This window comes from Oceanimonas marisflavi (assembly GCF_003049725.1).
GTDB classification, from domain to species: domain Bacteria; phylum Pseudomonadota; class Gammaproteobacteria; order Enterobacterales; family Aeromonadaceae; genus Oceanimonas; species Oceanimonas marisflavi.
In genome coordinates, this window is sequence record NZ_QAGM01000016.1 from 19,487 (window position 1) to 34,659 (window position 15,173).

The window sequence follows — 15,173 nt, forward strand, 5'->3', positions numbered from 1 at the left end:
GCCATATTGTTTTACCTTTTTCAAAAGAGGCAGTTTACAAAACAGAAGCAGCCGGTAAGGTCTGGCTTTTAGCTCTCAGTAAACGCCATAAAGGAAGTACCAATGACTATTGAACGCCAGCAGATCGGCCAGCGCATGAGCCGTATCGTCAAGCACAACGGTACCATCTACCTGTGCGGTCAGGTGTGCAAGGACGCCACTCAGGACATCACCGGGCAAACCACCACCATGCTGGAGAAGGTGGATGAACTGCTGAAGGAAGCGGGATCCGACCGCGAACACATTCTGTCCGCCACCATCTACGTCAAGACCATGGCCGACTTCGCCGCCATGAACGCGGTATGGGACGCCTGGGTGCCGGAAGGCCATGCCCCGGCCCGGGCCTGTGTGGAAGCCGCCATGGCCCGCCCCGAGCTGCTGGTGGAAATTTCCGTGGTGGCCGCCGAGGCCTGAGCCAGCCCCCTGTAGAGCAATCAAAAGGCCAGCCCGTCACCGGGCTGGCCTTTTATTCGCCATAACAAAGCTCAGCCTTTCCATTTGCCTCCCTTGCCGGGCTTGTCCTTGTCGTGCCAGTAATGGCTCCACTTATGCTGGTGATCTTCGCCTTCATCCGGCTCATGCCACTCCTGGTACCACTTGCCCCGCCATATTTTCTTCATATGATGAAATGGCTTGCCCAGTTGGGGAAACGCCATGCCAATGCGTCCCGTCAGGGGCGTATCGGCCGAAGAGCCGCCCACAAAGACCTGATAACGGCCACTGGCCTCTTTCCAGTCGCCATAGGCCCATTTGGTCAGATCATCGGGATAATCGGGCACAAAGTAGGAGAAGGGATGGTTTGACGCCCCGGCGTCGATCTCCACGCTCACCCGCTGGCTTTCTCCCGGCTCAAGGAACACTTTCTCGAACCCTACCAGCCGCTTGGACGGCTGCTCAGCCTGCTTCGGCAATTTCAGGTAGACCTGGGAGGCCTCGGCACCGAACCGGTCACCTCTGTTGGTGACCGTATATTCCACCGTCAGCACCGGCACCAGTTTTGCCAGCATCAGCAGGGGGGAGTGAGGCTTGTGATGACCATGGTGCTTGCCATGGCCGGGCCAGCCACGCGGCGTATATTCTCGCCGGAAGCGCTTGCTCAGGGTCAGATCGCTGTAGGCAAAACGGGTATAGGACAGACCGTGACCAAAGGGGAACACCGGGGTCACGCCATTGGCCTCGTACCAGCGGTAGCCCATTTCCAGGCCCTCGGTATAGTTGCTTACCAGCTGATCGCTGCCATCGCCAAACACGCCGTCCTGGGGAAAGCCCTTGCCGCCGGGCAGGCCGTTGTCTTCCCGCAACCCCGGATATTGCGCCTCGGTGGCGAAGGCGGCCTCACGGGCACTGGCGGGAAAAGTGACCGGCAACTTGCCCGAAGGATTGAGCGCACCAAACAGCAGGTCGGCCATAATGTCGCCCTCTTCCTGGCCGGGGAACCAGGCGGCAAACAGCGCCGGCACCTGCTCCAGCCAGTCCATTACAATGCCCGAGGCACTGTACAGCACCACCACATTGTTGGGGTTGGCTGCCGATACCTGGCGCACCAGCTCGTCCTGCTGCACCTGATCGCCGGTACAGTCGGGCTCTTCCACCGGCGGGGGTGGCAGCACGGCTCTCGCAGCCACACCGGAATCGGAAGGCGCTTCCGGATCTCCTCCGCTGTCACTGCCACCACCGCCATTGCCATCAACACACAGGGTGGGCAGGATCAGGCTTTTCAGATCCCGGGTCTCCCGCGGGTTGGTACCCACCATCAGCACCACAATGTCGGATTGCTGCGCCAGTGCCACGGCGGACTCAATATCCACTCCGTTGTGGTAGGTCACGCCGGAAACGTATTTTTCCAGTCCCGTTTGCGGCGAAATAGTAAAGAAGGGCACGACCGTGGTCAGCCCCTGACGACTCAGGTTACGGGGTGGCATGGTGGCCCGGCCGGCAAACCAGGGGTGACCGATAAGGGCAATGCTGGGATTGCTGGCTTTGTCCAGCGGCAGAAAGTCCCCTTCGTTTTTCAGCAGGGTAATGCCGCCCTCCGCCAGCGCCCTGGCCTTGGCGGCGTTAGTGCTCAGATCAGGCTCCAGAAACTTATCAAAGGGGTTATCAAACTGGCCGAACTCCGACATTTTCACGTAGCGGGGCCGCAGCGCCGCGTCGATGTCGGCCTCGGTGATTTCGCCGGCATCCAGAGCCGCCTGTATGTTGGCTTCGGAATAGAACAGGGGATCCGAGTCCAGCTCATAGCCCACCCCGGCCTTCAGCGCCTTGACCGTGCTGTGCATGGCACGGCGATCGCTTTCCACCCAGCCGTCAAAGCCCCAGCGCTCGCGCAGGGTTTTGACCAGCACATCGTGGCTGTCGCAGATATAGTCGCTGTCGTTCAGATAGGGAAAGGCGCACATAATGGACGCCGGTCTGGCATCGCGCACCGCCATTTCAAAGGGCAGCAAATACAGCTCGTGCAGCGCCCGCCCGGGAATGCGCACCCCGGCGGTCCAGCGCTCAAAGTCATATTCATGCTCATTACCCAAAAAGTGCTTGGGCTGGGCCTGCACGCCCCGAGACTGAATCCCCATGATCTGGGCCGAGCCAATCACCCCCGCCAGAAAGGGATCTTCCCCCGGGTATTCCTGGCCGCGGCCGGCATAGGGCGAGCGGATCAGGTTCAGCCCCGGCCCCAGCAGCACCTGGCTGGCAAAGGTATAGGCCTCGTCGCCCACTACTTCCCCCCAGCCGTAGACCAGCTCGGGATCGAAACTGGCCGCCGCCAGGGTCATGGACGGGCCGGCGGTTCTAACCGGCTCGGGCACACAGGAACCACCGCGAATGCCGTTACCCCCGTTAATCTCCCGGAAGTTGGGAATCCCCAGTTCAGAAATGCCGGTAATATGCCGGCCCAGAGGGGTAAAGCCGCAGGTGGCAAACTGGTTGCCCTGGCCCAGATAATCGCCTTGCGGCCCGGCGTTTTCATCGGGGCGGTTGGAGATTTGCTGAATTTTCTGCTCGAGAGTCATCGCATCCAGCAGGGCATCGGCAAGCGTTTCGTGAGGATTGGAACCGGGATCGGCAGCCAGACCGAAAGAAAGCAGGACGGTTGCCAGCACAGACACCCCCGACCTTGCTCCCCCCGTTATATTTGAAGGAATAATCATCGCCATGTCTCCCATATACAGCTTGGGATAACGCGGACAATTCCCTGTCAGGGTTCAAACTCGTGGGTACTCCGGCAGCGAGTGCGCAAAGGCAGAATAATCGAAATAATATCGCTTCATGGAAAGGCGCCAAACGCCCCATGGCGCGGAGTAACGCCGGCAAAGGGTAATGTGCAACCCGCTAACTAGCGCAGCAAAGTTACCCAGAAAGCATAGCCGAAAAAGGAAGGAGTGTTTAAAAAAACAACACCCTCCTGGGGACGTTCCAGGACTACGGTAAAAAATAAAAGCCCGGAACGACCGGGCCTTTAGACGTTATCCGAAGAAGACTGGCGGTTACACCACGCCCTGCTCGATCATGGCGTCGGCCACCTTGCGGAAACCGGCAATGTTGGCACCCAGCACCAGGTTGTGGGGCTCGCCAAACTCGGCAGCGGTTTCGCTGGCGTTCAGGAAGATGTTCTTCATGATCACTTTCAGCTTCTCGTCCACTTCCTCAAAGCTCCAGCGCTGCATGCTGGCGTTCTGGGCCATTTCCAGCTGGCTGGTGGCCACGCCGCCGGCGTTGGCGGCCTTGCCCGGGCCATAGCTGATCTTGGCATCCAGGAATACCTCAACCGCATCCTGGGTGGAAGGCATGTTGGCACCTTCGGACACACCGATAACCCCGTTGGCAACCAGGGCCTTGGCATCGGCTTCGGACAGCTCGTTCTGAGTGGCACAGGGGAAGGCCAGCTGGGCCGGAATGCGCCATACCGCGTTGCCGTCGGCCGGATAATCGGCGGCGGGAATGAACTTGGCTTCCGGATGGGCGGCCACGTACTCGTTCAGACGCACCTTGCGCACTTCCTTCAGCTCTTTCAGGGTTTCCAGGTTGATACCGGTCTCGTGATACACGGTGCCGCTGGAGTCGGAGCAGGTTACCGGAATGGCACCCAGCTGATACAGCTTCTCAATGGTGTAGATAGCCACGTTACCGGCACCGGACACCAGGCAGCGCTTGCCGGCCAGGGTGTCGCCCTTGGCTTCCAGCATATACTGGGCGAAGTAAACACAACCGTAGCCGGTGGCTTCCTTGCGTACCAGAGAGCCGCCCCACAGCAGGCTCTTGCCGGTGAGCACGCCATCATAGTTGCCGGTCAGACGCTTGTACTGGCCGAACATATAGCCAATTTCACGGGCACCCACACCGATGTCGCCGGCAGGCACGTCCTTGGTCGGACCAATGTGACGGTACAGCTCGTTGATAAAGGACTGGCAGAAGCGCATGATTTCGCCGTCGGACTTGCCCTTGGGATCGAAGTTGGCGCCGCCTTTGCCGCCGCCGATGGGCAGGCCGGTGAGGGCGTTTTTGAAGATCTGCTCAAAACCGAGGAACTTGATGATGCCGGCGTTCACGCTGGGGTGAAAACGCAGACCGCCCTTGTACGGACCCAGGGCCGAGTTGAACTCGATGCGGTAACCCTTGTTCACCTGCACGTTACCCTGATCGTCCACCCAGGGTACCCGGAACATGATCTGGCGCTCGGGCTCTACCATGCGCTCGATGATGGCGTGCTTCTTGTACTTCTCGTCGGTTTCGAGAATGGGCTGCAGGGAGTCGAGTACTTCCTCTACCGCCTGATAAAACTCTGCTTGTGCCGGGCTGGTCTTCTGCAGTTTGACAATGGTGTCATGGATATACGTCACGATCTCTTCCTTGTTATTGTTTCTAAACCTTTATTAGGGATGCACCTTTACGAGACCCCGCACTATTGAAATATGTCGCTCCTCTCGGGTCAATGACTAATTTTCAGATATATATACCAAAAAGAAGAATATTTATGCTTTCTTAGAACTTTGAGATCGATCACAGCCTTCTCTCGACCATTAAACAAGCAGTCTATGCTTGATCAGAGCGAAGGGAGGCAAACGATATGGATATCAGCGAATCCTGGTCAGCACGGGATCAGGCCCTCGGTCAGCAACTGATCGAGCAGGGTCACCTTACCGACAAAGAGCTGAGCCGGCTGGCACGTATGCAGCAGGGCCAGCAGGAAGCCGTGCCCCTCACCCGCTTGCTGCTCAACCTGGGCATGATGTCGGAGCGGGAGCTGGCCCGCACCCTGGCCGAACAACACCGGCTGCCGCTGACCGAAAACGACCGCTATCCCATGGCCCCGCCGCTCGAGCAGCCCCTGCCCTACCGCTTTCTCAAGGAACATCACTTGGTACCCCTGCACCGGGAAGAAAACACTCTGGTGCTGGCCATGGTGGATCCGGGTGATGACTTCGCCCTGCAGGCCATGGCCATGCTCTGCGGCCAGCCGGTAAAGGCCCAGGTGGGGGTCAGCTCCGAGATAGACGCCGCCATTGAGCGGCTTTACGGCGAAGGCCAGAGCAAAATGGGCGACATACTGTCGGCGGTACAGGAAGAGGAAGAAACCGAAGAGCGCATCGCCCAGCTGAAAGACATGGCCAGCGAGGCCCCGGTGATCCGGCTGGTCAACCTGCTGATCCAGAAGGCGGTGGAGCTGAGAGCGTCGGATATTCATGTTGAGCCCTTTGAAAACCGGCTCACCATTCGCTACCGCATCGATGGCGTCCTGCAACAGGGCGAGGCACCGCCGGTAAACATGACCCCCGCCATTATCTCGCGTATCAAGATACTGGCCCGGCTCAACATAGCCGAGCGCCGCCTGCCCCAGGACGGCCGTATCGAGCTGAAGGTGCAGGGCCAGGATCTGGACATTCGCGTGTCCACCGTGCCCACCATGCACGGCGAAAGCCTGGTGATGCGCCTGCTCAACCGGGAAAGCGTGGTGCTCGACTTCGATGCCCTGGGCTTTGCCGGCGACACCCGTCAGCGGCTGCAGCAGGTGCTGAATATTCCTCACGGCGTGCTGCTGGTCACCGGCCCCACCGGCAGCGGCAAGACCACCACCCTCTATACCGCCCTCAACCGGCTCAACACCACGGAGCGCAAGCTGATCACGGTGGAAGACCCGGTGGAATACCAGATGGAGGGCATTAACCAGATCCACGTCAAGCCCGCCATCGGCCTGACCTTTGCCAGCGCCCTGCGCGCCATCGTGCGCCAGGACCCGGATGTGATCATGGTGGGGGAAATGCGCGATCTGGAAACCGCCCGCATCTGCGTGCAGTCGGCGCTCACCGGGCACCTGGTGCTCTCCACCCTCCATACCAACGACGCCGCCAGCAGCGTGACCCGGCTGCTGGAAATGGGGGTGGAGGACTACCTGCTCACCTCCACCCTCAACGGCGTGGTCGGCCAGCGCCTGATCCGGGTGCTTTGCCCGCACTGCAAGGAAGGCTATACGCCGTTGCCGGAGCTGGTGCGTGAGCTTAAACTGGAGCCACTGGTGCCCGGCGAGCCGCTGCGGCTCTGCCGCCCCGTGGGATGCCCCCACTGCGCCCACACCGGCTATTACGGCCGGCTGGCCATTCAGGAGCTGCTGGTGATGAACGACGACATTCGCAAACTGGTGCTGAGCCATGCCGATGCCGGCCAGATCCAGCGCGCCGCCGTGGCCGGCGGCATGCGCACCATGTATGGCGACGGTCTGCTCAAGGCCCGGCAGGGGATCACCAATGTGGAAGAGGTGATCCGCGTCACCCAGGAGGCCTGAGATGGCGCTGTTTCACTTTCGGGCGGTCAGCCACAGCGGCGAAGAGCAGGAAGGCCGGCTGGAAGGGGCCGATCAGCAGGCCATTGTGCTGCAGCTGCAGCAGCGGGGGCTGATCCCCCTCAGTGTGGAACCCGCCGGCGAACGCAGCACCGGCGTGCTCAACATGAACATCAGCCTGGGCCGCACAGGCACGGGTGAACGGCATATTCAGACCCTGACCCAGGATCTGGCGGCCCTGCTCAAGGCCGGCATCCCCCTGGAACGGGCCCTGGGCATCATGATCCAGGTGCGCGACCGCGAAGCCGATACTCACCTGCTGAGCCGCATTCGTGAGGGCATACAGCGCGGTCAGCCGCTGTCGGCGGTACTGGCGGAGCAAAATGCGGGCTTTTCGCCCTTTTATCTCAACATGATCCGCGCCGCCGAGATCTCGGGCAACCTGGATCAGGGGCTGACGGATCTGGCCCAATATCTGGAGCGCAGCCGGTTGCTAAGGGAAAAAGCCCTGTCTGCCCTGATCTACCCGCTTATTCTGCTGCTGGTATCGGCGGCCTCACTGCTAATCATTCTCACCTACGTTATTCCCCAGTTTCAGCAACTGTTTGCCGACATGGGCCAGACCATGCCCCTGCCCACCCGCATCGTGATCGGCACCGCCGAGTTCATCAAGAGCACCGGGCTCTGGCTGCTGCTGGGGCTGTTACTGGTGCTGATCTATGCCCGCCGCCGGCTGCGTGAGCCTGGTGTGCGCCTGGCCTGGCACCGGCTGCTGCTGCGTCTGCCCCTGGCCGGACCGCTTATTCAGCGGCTGGAAGTGGCCCGCTTTACCCGCAGTCTGGGCACCCTGATGAAAGGCGGTGTGCCTCTGCTGGGCGCCCTCGATATTGCCCGCCAGACCCTGGGCAACCAGCTGCTGATGGACATTCTGGCCGAGGCCGGCCGCGACCTGAAGGAAGGCAAACGGCTGGCGGAGCCGCTGCAGGCGTCGGGCCGGTTTCCGCCCCTGGCGATACAGATGATCCGGGTCGGCGAAGAAACCGGCCAGCTGGAAGACATGCTGCTCAAGGTGGCCGACAGCTACGACCGGGAAGTGGAAAACGCCATTCAGCGCCTGCTGACCATACTGGAGCCGGTGCTGATCCTGGGCCTGGGGGTGCTGATCGCCGGCATCATCATTTCCATGCTGGTGGCCATTCTCAGTATCAATGAACTGCCCATCTAGGGAGGTAATGTGCGTTATCAACATAAACCATACGGAACCGGTTTTACCCTGCTCGAGCTGCTGGTGGTGCTGGTGATCCTGGGGCTGCTGGCCAGCCTGGCCGGGCCTCAGGTACTGCGCCAGCTGGGCGGCTCCAAAACCAAAACGGCGGCGCTGCAGATCAAGGAGCTGAGCACAGCGCTGGATCTGTACCGCCTGGAAGTGGGCCGCCATCCAAACACGGGCGAAGGACTGGAAGCCCTGATCAGCGCCCCACCCGGCGCCAGGGGCTGGAACGGCCCCTATCTGAACAAGAAATCGGTGCCACAGGATCCCTGGGGCAACGACTACCACTACCGCTCTCCAGGACAGCACGGTGAGTTCGATCTGTTCAGTCTGGGCGCCGACAACCAGCAGGGAGGCTCGGGTGAGGCACAGGATGTGGTCAGCTGGGAATAATACCCGCGGCTTTACCCTGCTCGAGCTGCTGGTGGTGCTGACCATTACCATCCTGGCGCTGGCCGTGGCCCTGCCCCGCTTCGCCGCCCTGCTGCCCGGTGCCGAGCTGAAAAGCTACAGCCGGCAAACCGCCGCCCTGCTGCGGCTGGCCCGCAGCCAGGCCATTGCCACCGGCGACCTCGTGATCCTGACGCTGGACCCGGAGCAAGGGCACACACGGCTGTCGGGGCAGCCCCGGGTGCACCCCTGGCCGAAGGGAGTGGCGCTGAGCCTGTCCGGCACCGGCACACCGCTGGCCCCCGAGGCCCCCGCCGGACTGACCTTTTATCCGGACGGCACCAGCAGTGGCGGCACGCTGCAGGTGACGGGTGAAAACCGGCGCTACCGCATTCAGATCGACTGGCTTACCGGAAGGGTGTACTTCGATGACTAGCGCCAGCCCCCGCCATGCCCAGAAAGGCTTTACCCTGCTGGAAGTGCTGGTGGCCTTTGCGGTGCTCACCATCACCCTGGGGGTGCTGCTCAATATTTTCTCTTTGGCGATACGCACCACTCAGATCGCCCAGGAACAGCAAAAGGCGGTGCTGCTGGCGGAGTCGAAGCTGGCGGAGCTGGACGCCGGCGTCACCCTGCGTCCCGGAGTGGAGCGGGGCGACTTTGACGAGCGCTTTGAGTGGGAAACCCGGGTGGAGGAATTCGACAGCCGGGCGCTGCTGGACAACCAGTCTCAGCTTACCCCCTACCGGCTGTCGGTAGTGGTGAGCTGGAACGACAACCGCCGCTATGAACTTGCCACCCTGCGGCTGGTACGCACGGAGGCCCAATGACACGCCCACGCGGCTTTACCCTGCTGGAGCTGATGGTGGCCCTGAGCCTGCTGACCCTGCTGGCAGGGCTGATGTTCGGCGGCTTCCGGCTGGCCAGTCGCGCCTGGCAGAGGGTGGACCAGCATAACAATGTGCTGAGCGAAACGGTACAGGCCCAGCGTGTGCTGCGTACCTTGCTGGCGCTCAGCGAAGCCCGCTCGGTGCCGGAAACCCGGAACACCGCGCTGCTGTCGTTTCAGGGCAACGAACGCTCGCTGATTTTTCTCTCGGCCCTACCCCGGCGCAACAGCCGCGTCCGCCAGCCGGCCTGGTTCTACCTGGCACTGGACGACAGTGATCCCGAACAACCGCTGCTGCTACTGAAAACTCAGGCCCTGGCCGGACTGGACGAGCCCACGCCGGAACAACCGGAGATCAGCTTTGACTGGTACCAGCTGGTGGACGACTTTCAGCGCCCGGAAGGCATTGTCCCGTTGCTGGCGCTGCCGGCACAGAGCTTCAGCCTGTCCTATCTCCCCCGGGAAGAAGACGGCCTGCAGCCCGACTGGCAAGCCGACTGGCAGCAGCAGGACGCCCTGCCGGCACTGGTGCGGCTGCAACTGAACGAAGACTGGCCGGCGCTGGTGGTGTCTCCCGGAGAACAGCCTTATGTCATCAAGCAACTCGATTAGGCAAAGGGGCATTGCCCTGGTCAGCGTGCTGTGGCTGTTGCTGCTGCTGACGGTGCTGGCCTCCGGGCTGTCGGTGAACAGCCGAAACCAGGCCCGGCAAAGCGGCAACATTGCCAGTGCCACCCGGCTGCAACAGGGTGCCGATGCCGGCCTGCAGCTGGCGCTGCTGGCCCTGGCACAAGCCGCCGATCAGCAACCCTGGCTGGCCGACGGCAGCCCCTATGTAGTGCCGTTCGACGATATGGAGGTGTACGTGGCCCTGTTCAACGACAGCGGCCGCATCGATCTCAACAGCGCCGGCCCCGAGCTGCTCGACGGCCTGCTGGCCACGGTGGAGCCCGACGACGACCTGCGCGCCCGGCTGACGGATGCCATTATGGACTGGCGCGACGGCGACGACCTGCGCCGGCTGAACGGCGCTGAGCTCGACGATTACCTGGCCGCCGGCCTCGACTATGGCCCCGCCAATGCTCCCTTCCAGACGGTGGAAGAGCTGCAGCAAGTGCTGGAAATGACCCCGGATCTGTACCGCAAAATCCGCCACAGCCTGACCCTGAGCAACCCGCGTCCGGGCATCAATCCACAGTTCGCCCCCCGCCAGGTGCTGCTGGCCCTGCCCGGGGTAAGCGAAGCCACGGTAGATCAGTTTATTGAAGACAGGCGCGCCCGGCACATGGCGGGGCAGCCACCGCCAGCCACCGAGCTGTTTCCTCAGTCACTGCTCTCCAACGGCCCTCCCGGGGTCAACTACACTATTCATACCGAAGCCCGAATGAATACGGTGTATCGCTACCGGCTGACCGCCAGTCTGCTCAAGCGTCGTAGCCAGTTTCTGATACTGAAGGCGGAGCAGGAATTCGTTCCGCTGTTTACCGATACCGCCCCATGACGGAGATGCCCTATGGACGGGGACAGCATGACTCACCGGCTTGGCCGCTATGGCCGTCAATTAACACAGGAACTGGCCCGGTTCTGGGGTTGGTGGAGCGGACAGCTGCTGGCCCTGCTGCCGGCCAGTCTGCGCCGGCGTCTGTTCCGGGCCGGCCAGCAACTGTGCATTTATGCCGATAAAGCGCAATACCGGCTGGAGCTGCAGCCCGACGGCCCCTCACACGCCCTCACCGATCTTGCCCCCGCCGAACGGCAGCAACTGCTGCAAAAGGCAATCCGGATTCGGCTGTGCCTGCCCGCCAGTGAACTGCTGCTGACGCAACTCACCCTGCCCGCCGCCACCGCCGGCAACCTGGAAAACGTGCTGCGTTTTGAAATGGACCGGCACACCCCCTTTACCGCCGATCAGGTGTATTTCGGCTTTAAATCCGGCCCGCGGGAAAAAAACAGTCCGCAGCTTCAGGTCACCCTGCTGCTGGCCCCCAAAGAGCGGGTTGACGCCCGCCTCGCCGAGCTGGCCGCTCTGGGGCTGGTCCCCGCGACCCTGTGTGCAACCGGTAACCCGGACGCGCCCACCATCCCCCTGCCTCTGCCTAGGAACGGCGCCGGCCAGCGGACCGGGCGGCTGAAAAACCTGAATGGCATTCTGGTGCTGGTGATGCTGTTTTTACTGATAGCAGTGCCGCTCTATCACCGGCAAAGCCGCATTGAAGCCCTCACCGCCGAGCTGGAGATACCGCGCCAGCGCGCCGAGCAGGCCGCCGCCCTCAAGCGCGAGCTGGCGGCCCTGCGCGACAGCCGGGCCTTTCTCAGCCAGAAGCGTGCCGAACGCGCGCCCACCCTGCCGCTGCTGGATGAACTCACCCGTCAGCTGCCCGATCACACCTGGCTGAGCCGGCTGCAGCTGGAAAACGGCACCGTGCAGATCCGCGGCGAATCGGCCAACGCCTCCGAACTGATCAGCCTGCTGGAAAATTCCGCCCTGTTTTCCGATGTGCGCTTCAGCTCCCCCATCACCAATAATCCGGCCACCAGCAAGGACCGCTTTATGATCACCGCCCGCCTGGGAGAAGGAGGCGCGCCATGAACCTGGATGCCCGGCAACAAAAATGGCTGGCACTGGCCCTGCTGGCGCTGGTGCTGCTGCTCGTCTTCAGCCTGATCATCAGCCCCCTGTTCAGTCTGTTCTGGCGCCAGGGCGAGCGGCTGGCGCAGCTGGAAGACCAGCTGACGCGCTATCAGCGGCTGGCCGGCGAGCTGGAGCAGACCGAGCAACAGCTGCAGCAGCTCAGGGCCAGCACCCCCGACGACAACCTCTATCTGCCCGAGCAGCGCCCCACTCTGGCCCAAGCCTGGCTGCAGCAGCACCTCAACCGCCGGGTTGCCCAAAGCGGCGGCCAGCTGGTGAGCATTCAGAATGCGCCTCTGGGTACCGACGCCCCGCTGCCGGAAATTATGCTGCGGGTACACCTGCGCAGTGAGCTGAACGAACTGGTGCCGCTGATCCACGAGCTGGAGTCGGGCACACCGGCGCTGTTTATTGAAGATCTGGTGATCACCGCCAGCCCCCGGCGGGCCCGAGTGCGCAACAACCGGGTGGTGGCCCGCCGGCAAGGCGCCCGGGCGCGGGAGATCCCTTCCCTCGATGTGCGTTTCAATCTGCTGGGCTATACCCGACAGGAGGCCCCATGAAGCCTGGAATCTGGCCCCTGTTGCTGATGCTGTGGCTGCCGGCGGCGCTGGCACAAACCGATGCACCCGCCGCCCCCGATTATCCGCCACTGGAGCAATTTGAAGAGCTGCTGGAACGGCCCTTGTTCAACGCCACCCGGCGCCCCAAGGCCGGCGAAGACCAGGACGATACCCTGAGCGAAAGCGCCGCGGAAATGCGCGAAAAATGGCGGCTCAGCGGCGTGGTGTGGGAAAACAGTCAGCCACTGGCGCTGTTCAGTGAGCGGGAAGGAGAAGGCAGGGAGCGGTTACGCACCGGCATGTATCTGGACGGCAACTGGCAGCTGGAGGAGATCACCGAAGACAGCGTGACCCTGACCGACGACGACCAGCGCCTGCGGCTGGAGCTGTGGGAGCCGCGAGCGCCGTCTACCCGGCCGCTGCCGGAGCAGAGCCCGCAACAGGATGCTAACGAGCAGCAAGAGCAGGACACAGACGGCGGCGACGAGCCGGCCACCGAACAGGGAAGTAACGGGGAGTCATCTTGATGAACACGATTTCATTACCTCACTGGCTGAGCGCCAGCCTCATTTGCACCTTATTGGTGGCCTGCACCACTCCCACCGGCGACCGGGCCGCCCCCGACAAGCCCTGGGGCAAAAAAAGGGTGAGCAGCAGCTATGATCCGGTAAAACTGCCCTCTGTCGACCGGCCCGCCGACGCCCTGCCCGCCAGCCTGACGCCGGTGCCGGCGGCCACCCCCGCCACCCGCAGCGAGATTTACCGGGGCTCGGGCAGCTTTATGCGTCTGGGCCAGGCGCCGCAGGCGGCGGCCCCGGCCCCCGGCGACGTGACCCTCAACTTTCAGGGCTCCGACATTGCCGAGGTGGTGAAAACCATACTGGGCGACATTCTGCAGCTGAACTACTCCCTCGACGAACGGGTGCGGGGCCAGGTATACCTGCAGACCAACCGCCCCATCAGCCAGGATGATCTGCTGCCCACCCTGGAAAGCCTGCTGCAAACCCACGGTGCGGCCCTGGTGCACAGCAATGGCCTGTTCAACGTGGTGCCCGCCGGTGAAGTGCCGCCCTCGGCACTGAACCCGCGGCTGACTCCCACCGCCGAGCGCGGCTACCAGATGCTGATTTTGCCGCTGCGCTACATTGGCGCCCGGGAAATGGAAAAGATCCTCGAGCCGGTAAAACCCCGCCAGGGCGCCATGATGGTGGACGACAGACGCAACCTGATCACCCTGGTGGGCACCCGGGACGAGCTCACCAACATTCGCGATACCGTCAACCTGTTTGACGTAGACCAGCTGCGCGGCATGTCGGTGGGCCTGTTCCGGCTGCAGGCCAGCAGCGCCGACATCATCGCCAGCGAACTGCAGGCCATTTTTGGTGACGAGGCCGAAGGCCCGCTGGCGGGTATGGTGCGCTACCTGCCGATAGAGCGGCTCAACGCCCTGCTGGTGATCACCCCCCAGGAGCGCTACCTGACCGACGCCCGGGTATGGATAGAGCGGCTGGACCGGGCCGAGAACCCCCGTGGCCTGAACATGTATGTGTATCATGTGCAGAACGGCAAGGCCGATCACCTGGCCGAACTGCTCAACCAGCTGTTTGACAGCCAGCGCCGCAACAGCGCCGGCTCCCCCCTGCCGCCGGCAGCCAGCACCAGCGAAGAAGGCAGTCCGGTGCAGATTGCCACCGGCATCAACGCCGCCAGCCTGGATGTGGGTGAAGTGAGCGTGATTGCCGACACCGAGCGCAACGCCTTGGTGGTGATGGCCGCCAGCGCCGACTACGAGAAGGTGGAGCAGGCCATCAAGCGGCTGGATCAGCTGCCGCTTCAGGTGCTGGTGGAGGCCACCATAGTGGAGGTGAGCCTGGAAGACGAGCTGCGCTACGGCCTGCAGTGGTATTTCAAGAACAGCCTGGGCGGCGGCCGCAGCGGCGTGGGCGCCATTGGCTCGCTGCCCATCCCTTCCCCCTTTGACGGTGGCCTGGACGTTAGCGCCAGCTACGAGGTGTTTAACGCCGCCGGCACCCGGGCCCTGCTCCAGGCTCTGGCCAGCGACTCCAAGGTCAACGTGATCTCCTCGCCCTCACTGATGGTGCTCGATAACCAGAAGGCGCTGATAAGAGTGGGGGATCAGGTGCCCATTCGCACCTCGGAAACCACCAACCTCAACAGTGACGTGGGCAATGTGACTAGCACCATTCAGTACCGGGACACAGGGGTGCTGCTGGAAGTGACTCCGCGGGTGAACGCCGGCGGCATGGTGGTGCTGGAGCTGGTGCAGGAAGTGAACGACGTGGCCACCACCACCAGCTCCAATATTCAGTCGCCCACCATTACCCAGCGCAAAATAGACACCCGGGTGGCGGTGCAGAGCGGTGAAACCCTGGTGCTGGGCGGGCTGATCCGCGAGAACACCACCCGCGACAGCCAGGGCGTGCCCGGCCTGCGCCATGTGCCGGTGCTGGGCTGGCTGTTTGGCAGCAGCGGCACCAACACCCGCCGCACCGAACTGGTGGTGCTGATCACCCCCACCGCCGTGGCCGATGCCATCGACGCCCGCGCCGTGACCCGGGAATATCGCAGCAAGCTGCAGCAGGTGGCGATGTAGA

Annotated in this window: 14 protein-coding genes; 12 read left to right on the forward strand and 2 right to left on the reverse strand. The window is 62.6% G+C overall.

What is annotated here, in order from left to right:
- Positions 1 to 102 precede the first annotated feature (102 nt).
- Positions 103 to 453, forward strand: coding sequence for a RidA family protein (locus DA373_RS10970; protein ID WP_107852359.1), 351 nt, complete (start codon positions 103 to 105; stop codon positions 451 to 453).
- A 71-nt stretch (positions 454 to 524) separates the two neighbouring features.
- Here DA373_RS10970 and DA373_RS10975 read toward each other — a convergent pair whose 3' ends face one another.
- Both DA373_RS10975 and gdhA read right to left on the reverse strand, forming a co-directional pair.
- Entirely contained in the window at positions 525 to 3,140 is a 2,616-nt protein-coding gene (locus DA373_RS10975) for a beta-glucosidase (RefSeq protein WP_232821257.1), read from the reverse strand.
- Positions 3,141 to 3,524: 384 nt separating this feature from the next.
- Positions 3,525 to 4,877 carry an NADP-specific glutamate dehydrogenase gene (gdhA, locus tag DA373_RS10980; RefSeq protein ID WP_107852361.1) on the reverse strand — a complete coding sequence of 451 codons (1,353 nt, stop codon included), beginning with the start codon at positions 4,875 to 4,877 and terminating at the stop codon, positions 3,525 to 3,527.
- A gap of 227 nt (positions 4,878 to 5,104) precedes the next feature.
- On the opposite strand from gdhA, the gene gspE reads away from it, so the two are divergent.
- From gspE to gspD, 11 genes are read left to right on the forward strand one after another with little or no spacing between them, the layout of a single operon-like run.
- Positions 5,105 to 6,817: a type II secretion system ATPase GspE gene (gene gspE / locus DA373_RS10985; RefSeq protein WP_107852362.1), complete on the forward strand. Its 1,713-nt coding sequence runs from the start codon at positions 5,105 to 5,107 to the stop codon at positions 6,815 to 6,817.
- A gap of 1 nt (position 6,818) precedes the next feature.
- The gene (locus tag DA373_RS10990) at positions 6,819 to 8,039 is read left to right on the forward strand and encodes a type II secretion system F family protein (protein WP_107852363.1); all 1,221 of its coding nucleotides are present in this window, start codon (positions 6,819 to 6,821) and stop codon (positions 8,037 to 8,039) included.
- A 9-nt stretch (positions 8,040 to 8,048) separates the two neighbouring features.
- Complete coding sequence (gene gspG, locus DA373_RS10995; RefSeq protein WP_107852364.1) at positions 8,049 to 8,477, forward strand: type II secretion system major pseudopilin GspG; 429 nt, start codon at positions 8,049 to 8,051, stop codon at positions 8,475 to 8,477.
- Entirely contained in the window at positions 8,458 to 8,910 is a 453-nt protein-coding gene (locus tag DA373_RS11000) for a GspH/FimT family pseudopilin (RefSeq protein ID WP_232821258.1), read from the forward strand. Before gspG ends, DA373_RS11000 begins: the two co-directional genes overlap by 20 nt.
- Positions 8,903 to 9,304 (forward strand): type IV pilus modification PilV family protein, encoded by a 402-nt coding sequence (locus DA373_RS11005; RefSeq protein ID WP_107852366.1) that lies wholly within the window; start codon positions 8,903 to 8,905, stop codon positions 9,302 to 9,304. The genes DA373_RS11000 and DA373_RS11005 overlap by 8 nt, the downstream gene beginning before the upstream one ends.
- A complete protein-coding gene (locus DA373_RS11010) occupies positions 9,301 to 9,975 on the forward strand; it encodes a prepilin-type N-terminal cleavage/methylation domain-containing protein (RefSeq protein ID WP_107852367.1) in 675 nt (224 codons plus the stop codon). Before DA373_RS11005 ends, DA373_RS11010 begins: the two co-directional genes overlap by 4 nt.
- Positions 9,953 to 10,864 (forward strand): type II secretion system minor pseudopilin, encoded by a 912-nt coding sequence (locus tag DA373_RS11015; protein ID WP_232821259.1) that lies wholly within the window; start codon positions 9,953 to 9,955, stop codon positions 10,862 to 10,864. Before DA373_RS11010 ends, DA373_RS11015 begins: the two co-directional genes overlap by 23 nt.
- Before the next feature lie 12 nt (positions 10,865 to 10,876).
- Positions 10,877 to 11,953, forward strand: a complete 1,077-nt coding sequence (locus tag DA373_RS11020; RefSeq protein ID WP_232821260.1) for a PilN domain-containing protein — start codon at positions 10,877 to 10,879, stop codon at positions 11,951 to 11,953.
- On the forward strand, positions 11,950 to 12,558 hold the full coding sequence (gene gspM / locus DA373_RS11025; protein WP_107852368.1) for a type II secretion system protein GspM: 609 nt from the start codon (positions 11,950 to 11,952) through the stop codon (positions 12,556 to 12,558). Before DA373_RS11020 ends, gspM begins: the two co-directional genes overlap by 4 nt.
- The gene (locus tag DA373_RS11030; RefSeq protein WP_107852369.1) at positions 12,555 to 13,085 is read left to right on the forward strand and encodes a type II secretion system protein N; all 531 of its coding nucleotides are present in this window, start codon (positions 12,555 to 12,557) and stop codon (positions 13,083 to 13,085) included. Before gspM ends, DA373_RS11030 begins: the two co-directional genes overlap by 4 nt.
- Positions 13,085 to 15,172 carry a type II secretion system secretin GspD gene (gene gspD / locus DA373_RS11035; protein ID WP_107852370.1) on the forward strand — a complete coding sequence of 696 codons (2,088 nt, stop codon included), beginning with the start codon at positions 13,085 to 13,087 and terminating at the stop codon, positions 15,170 to 15,172. Before DA373_RS11030 ends, gspD begins: the two co-directional genes overlap by 1 nt.
- Position 15,173: the final 1 nt, after the last annotated feature.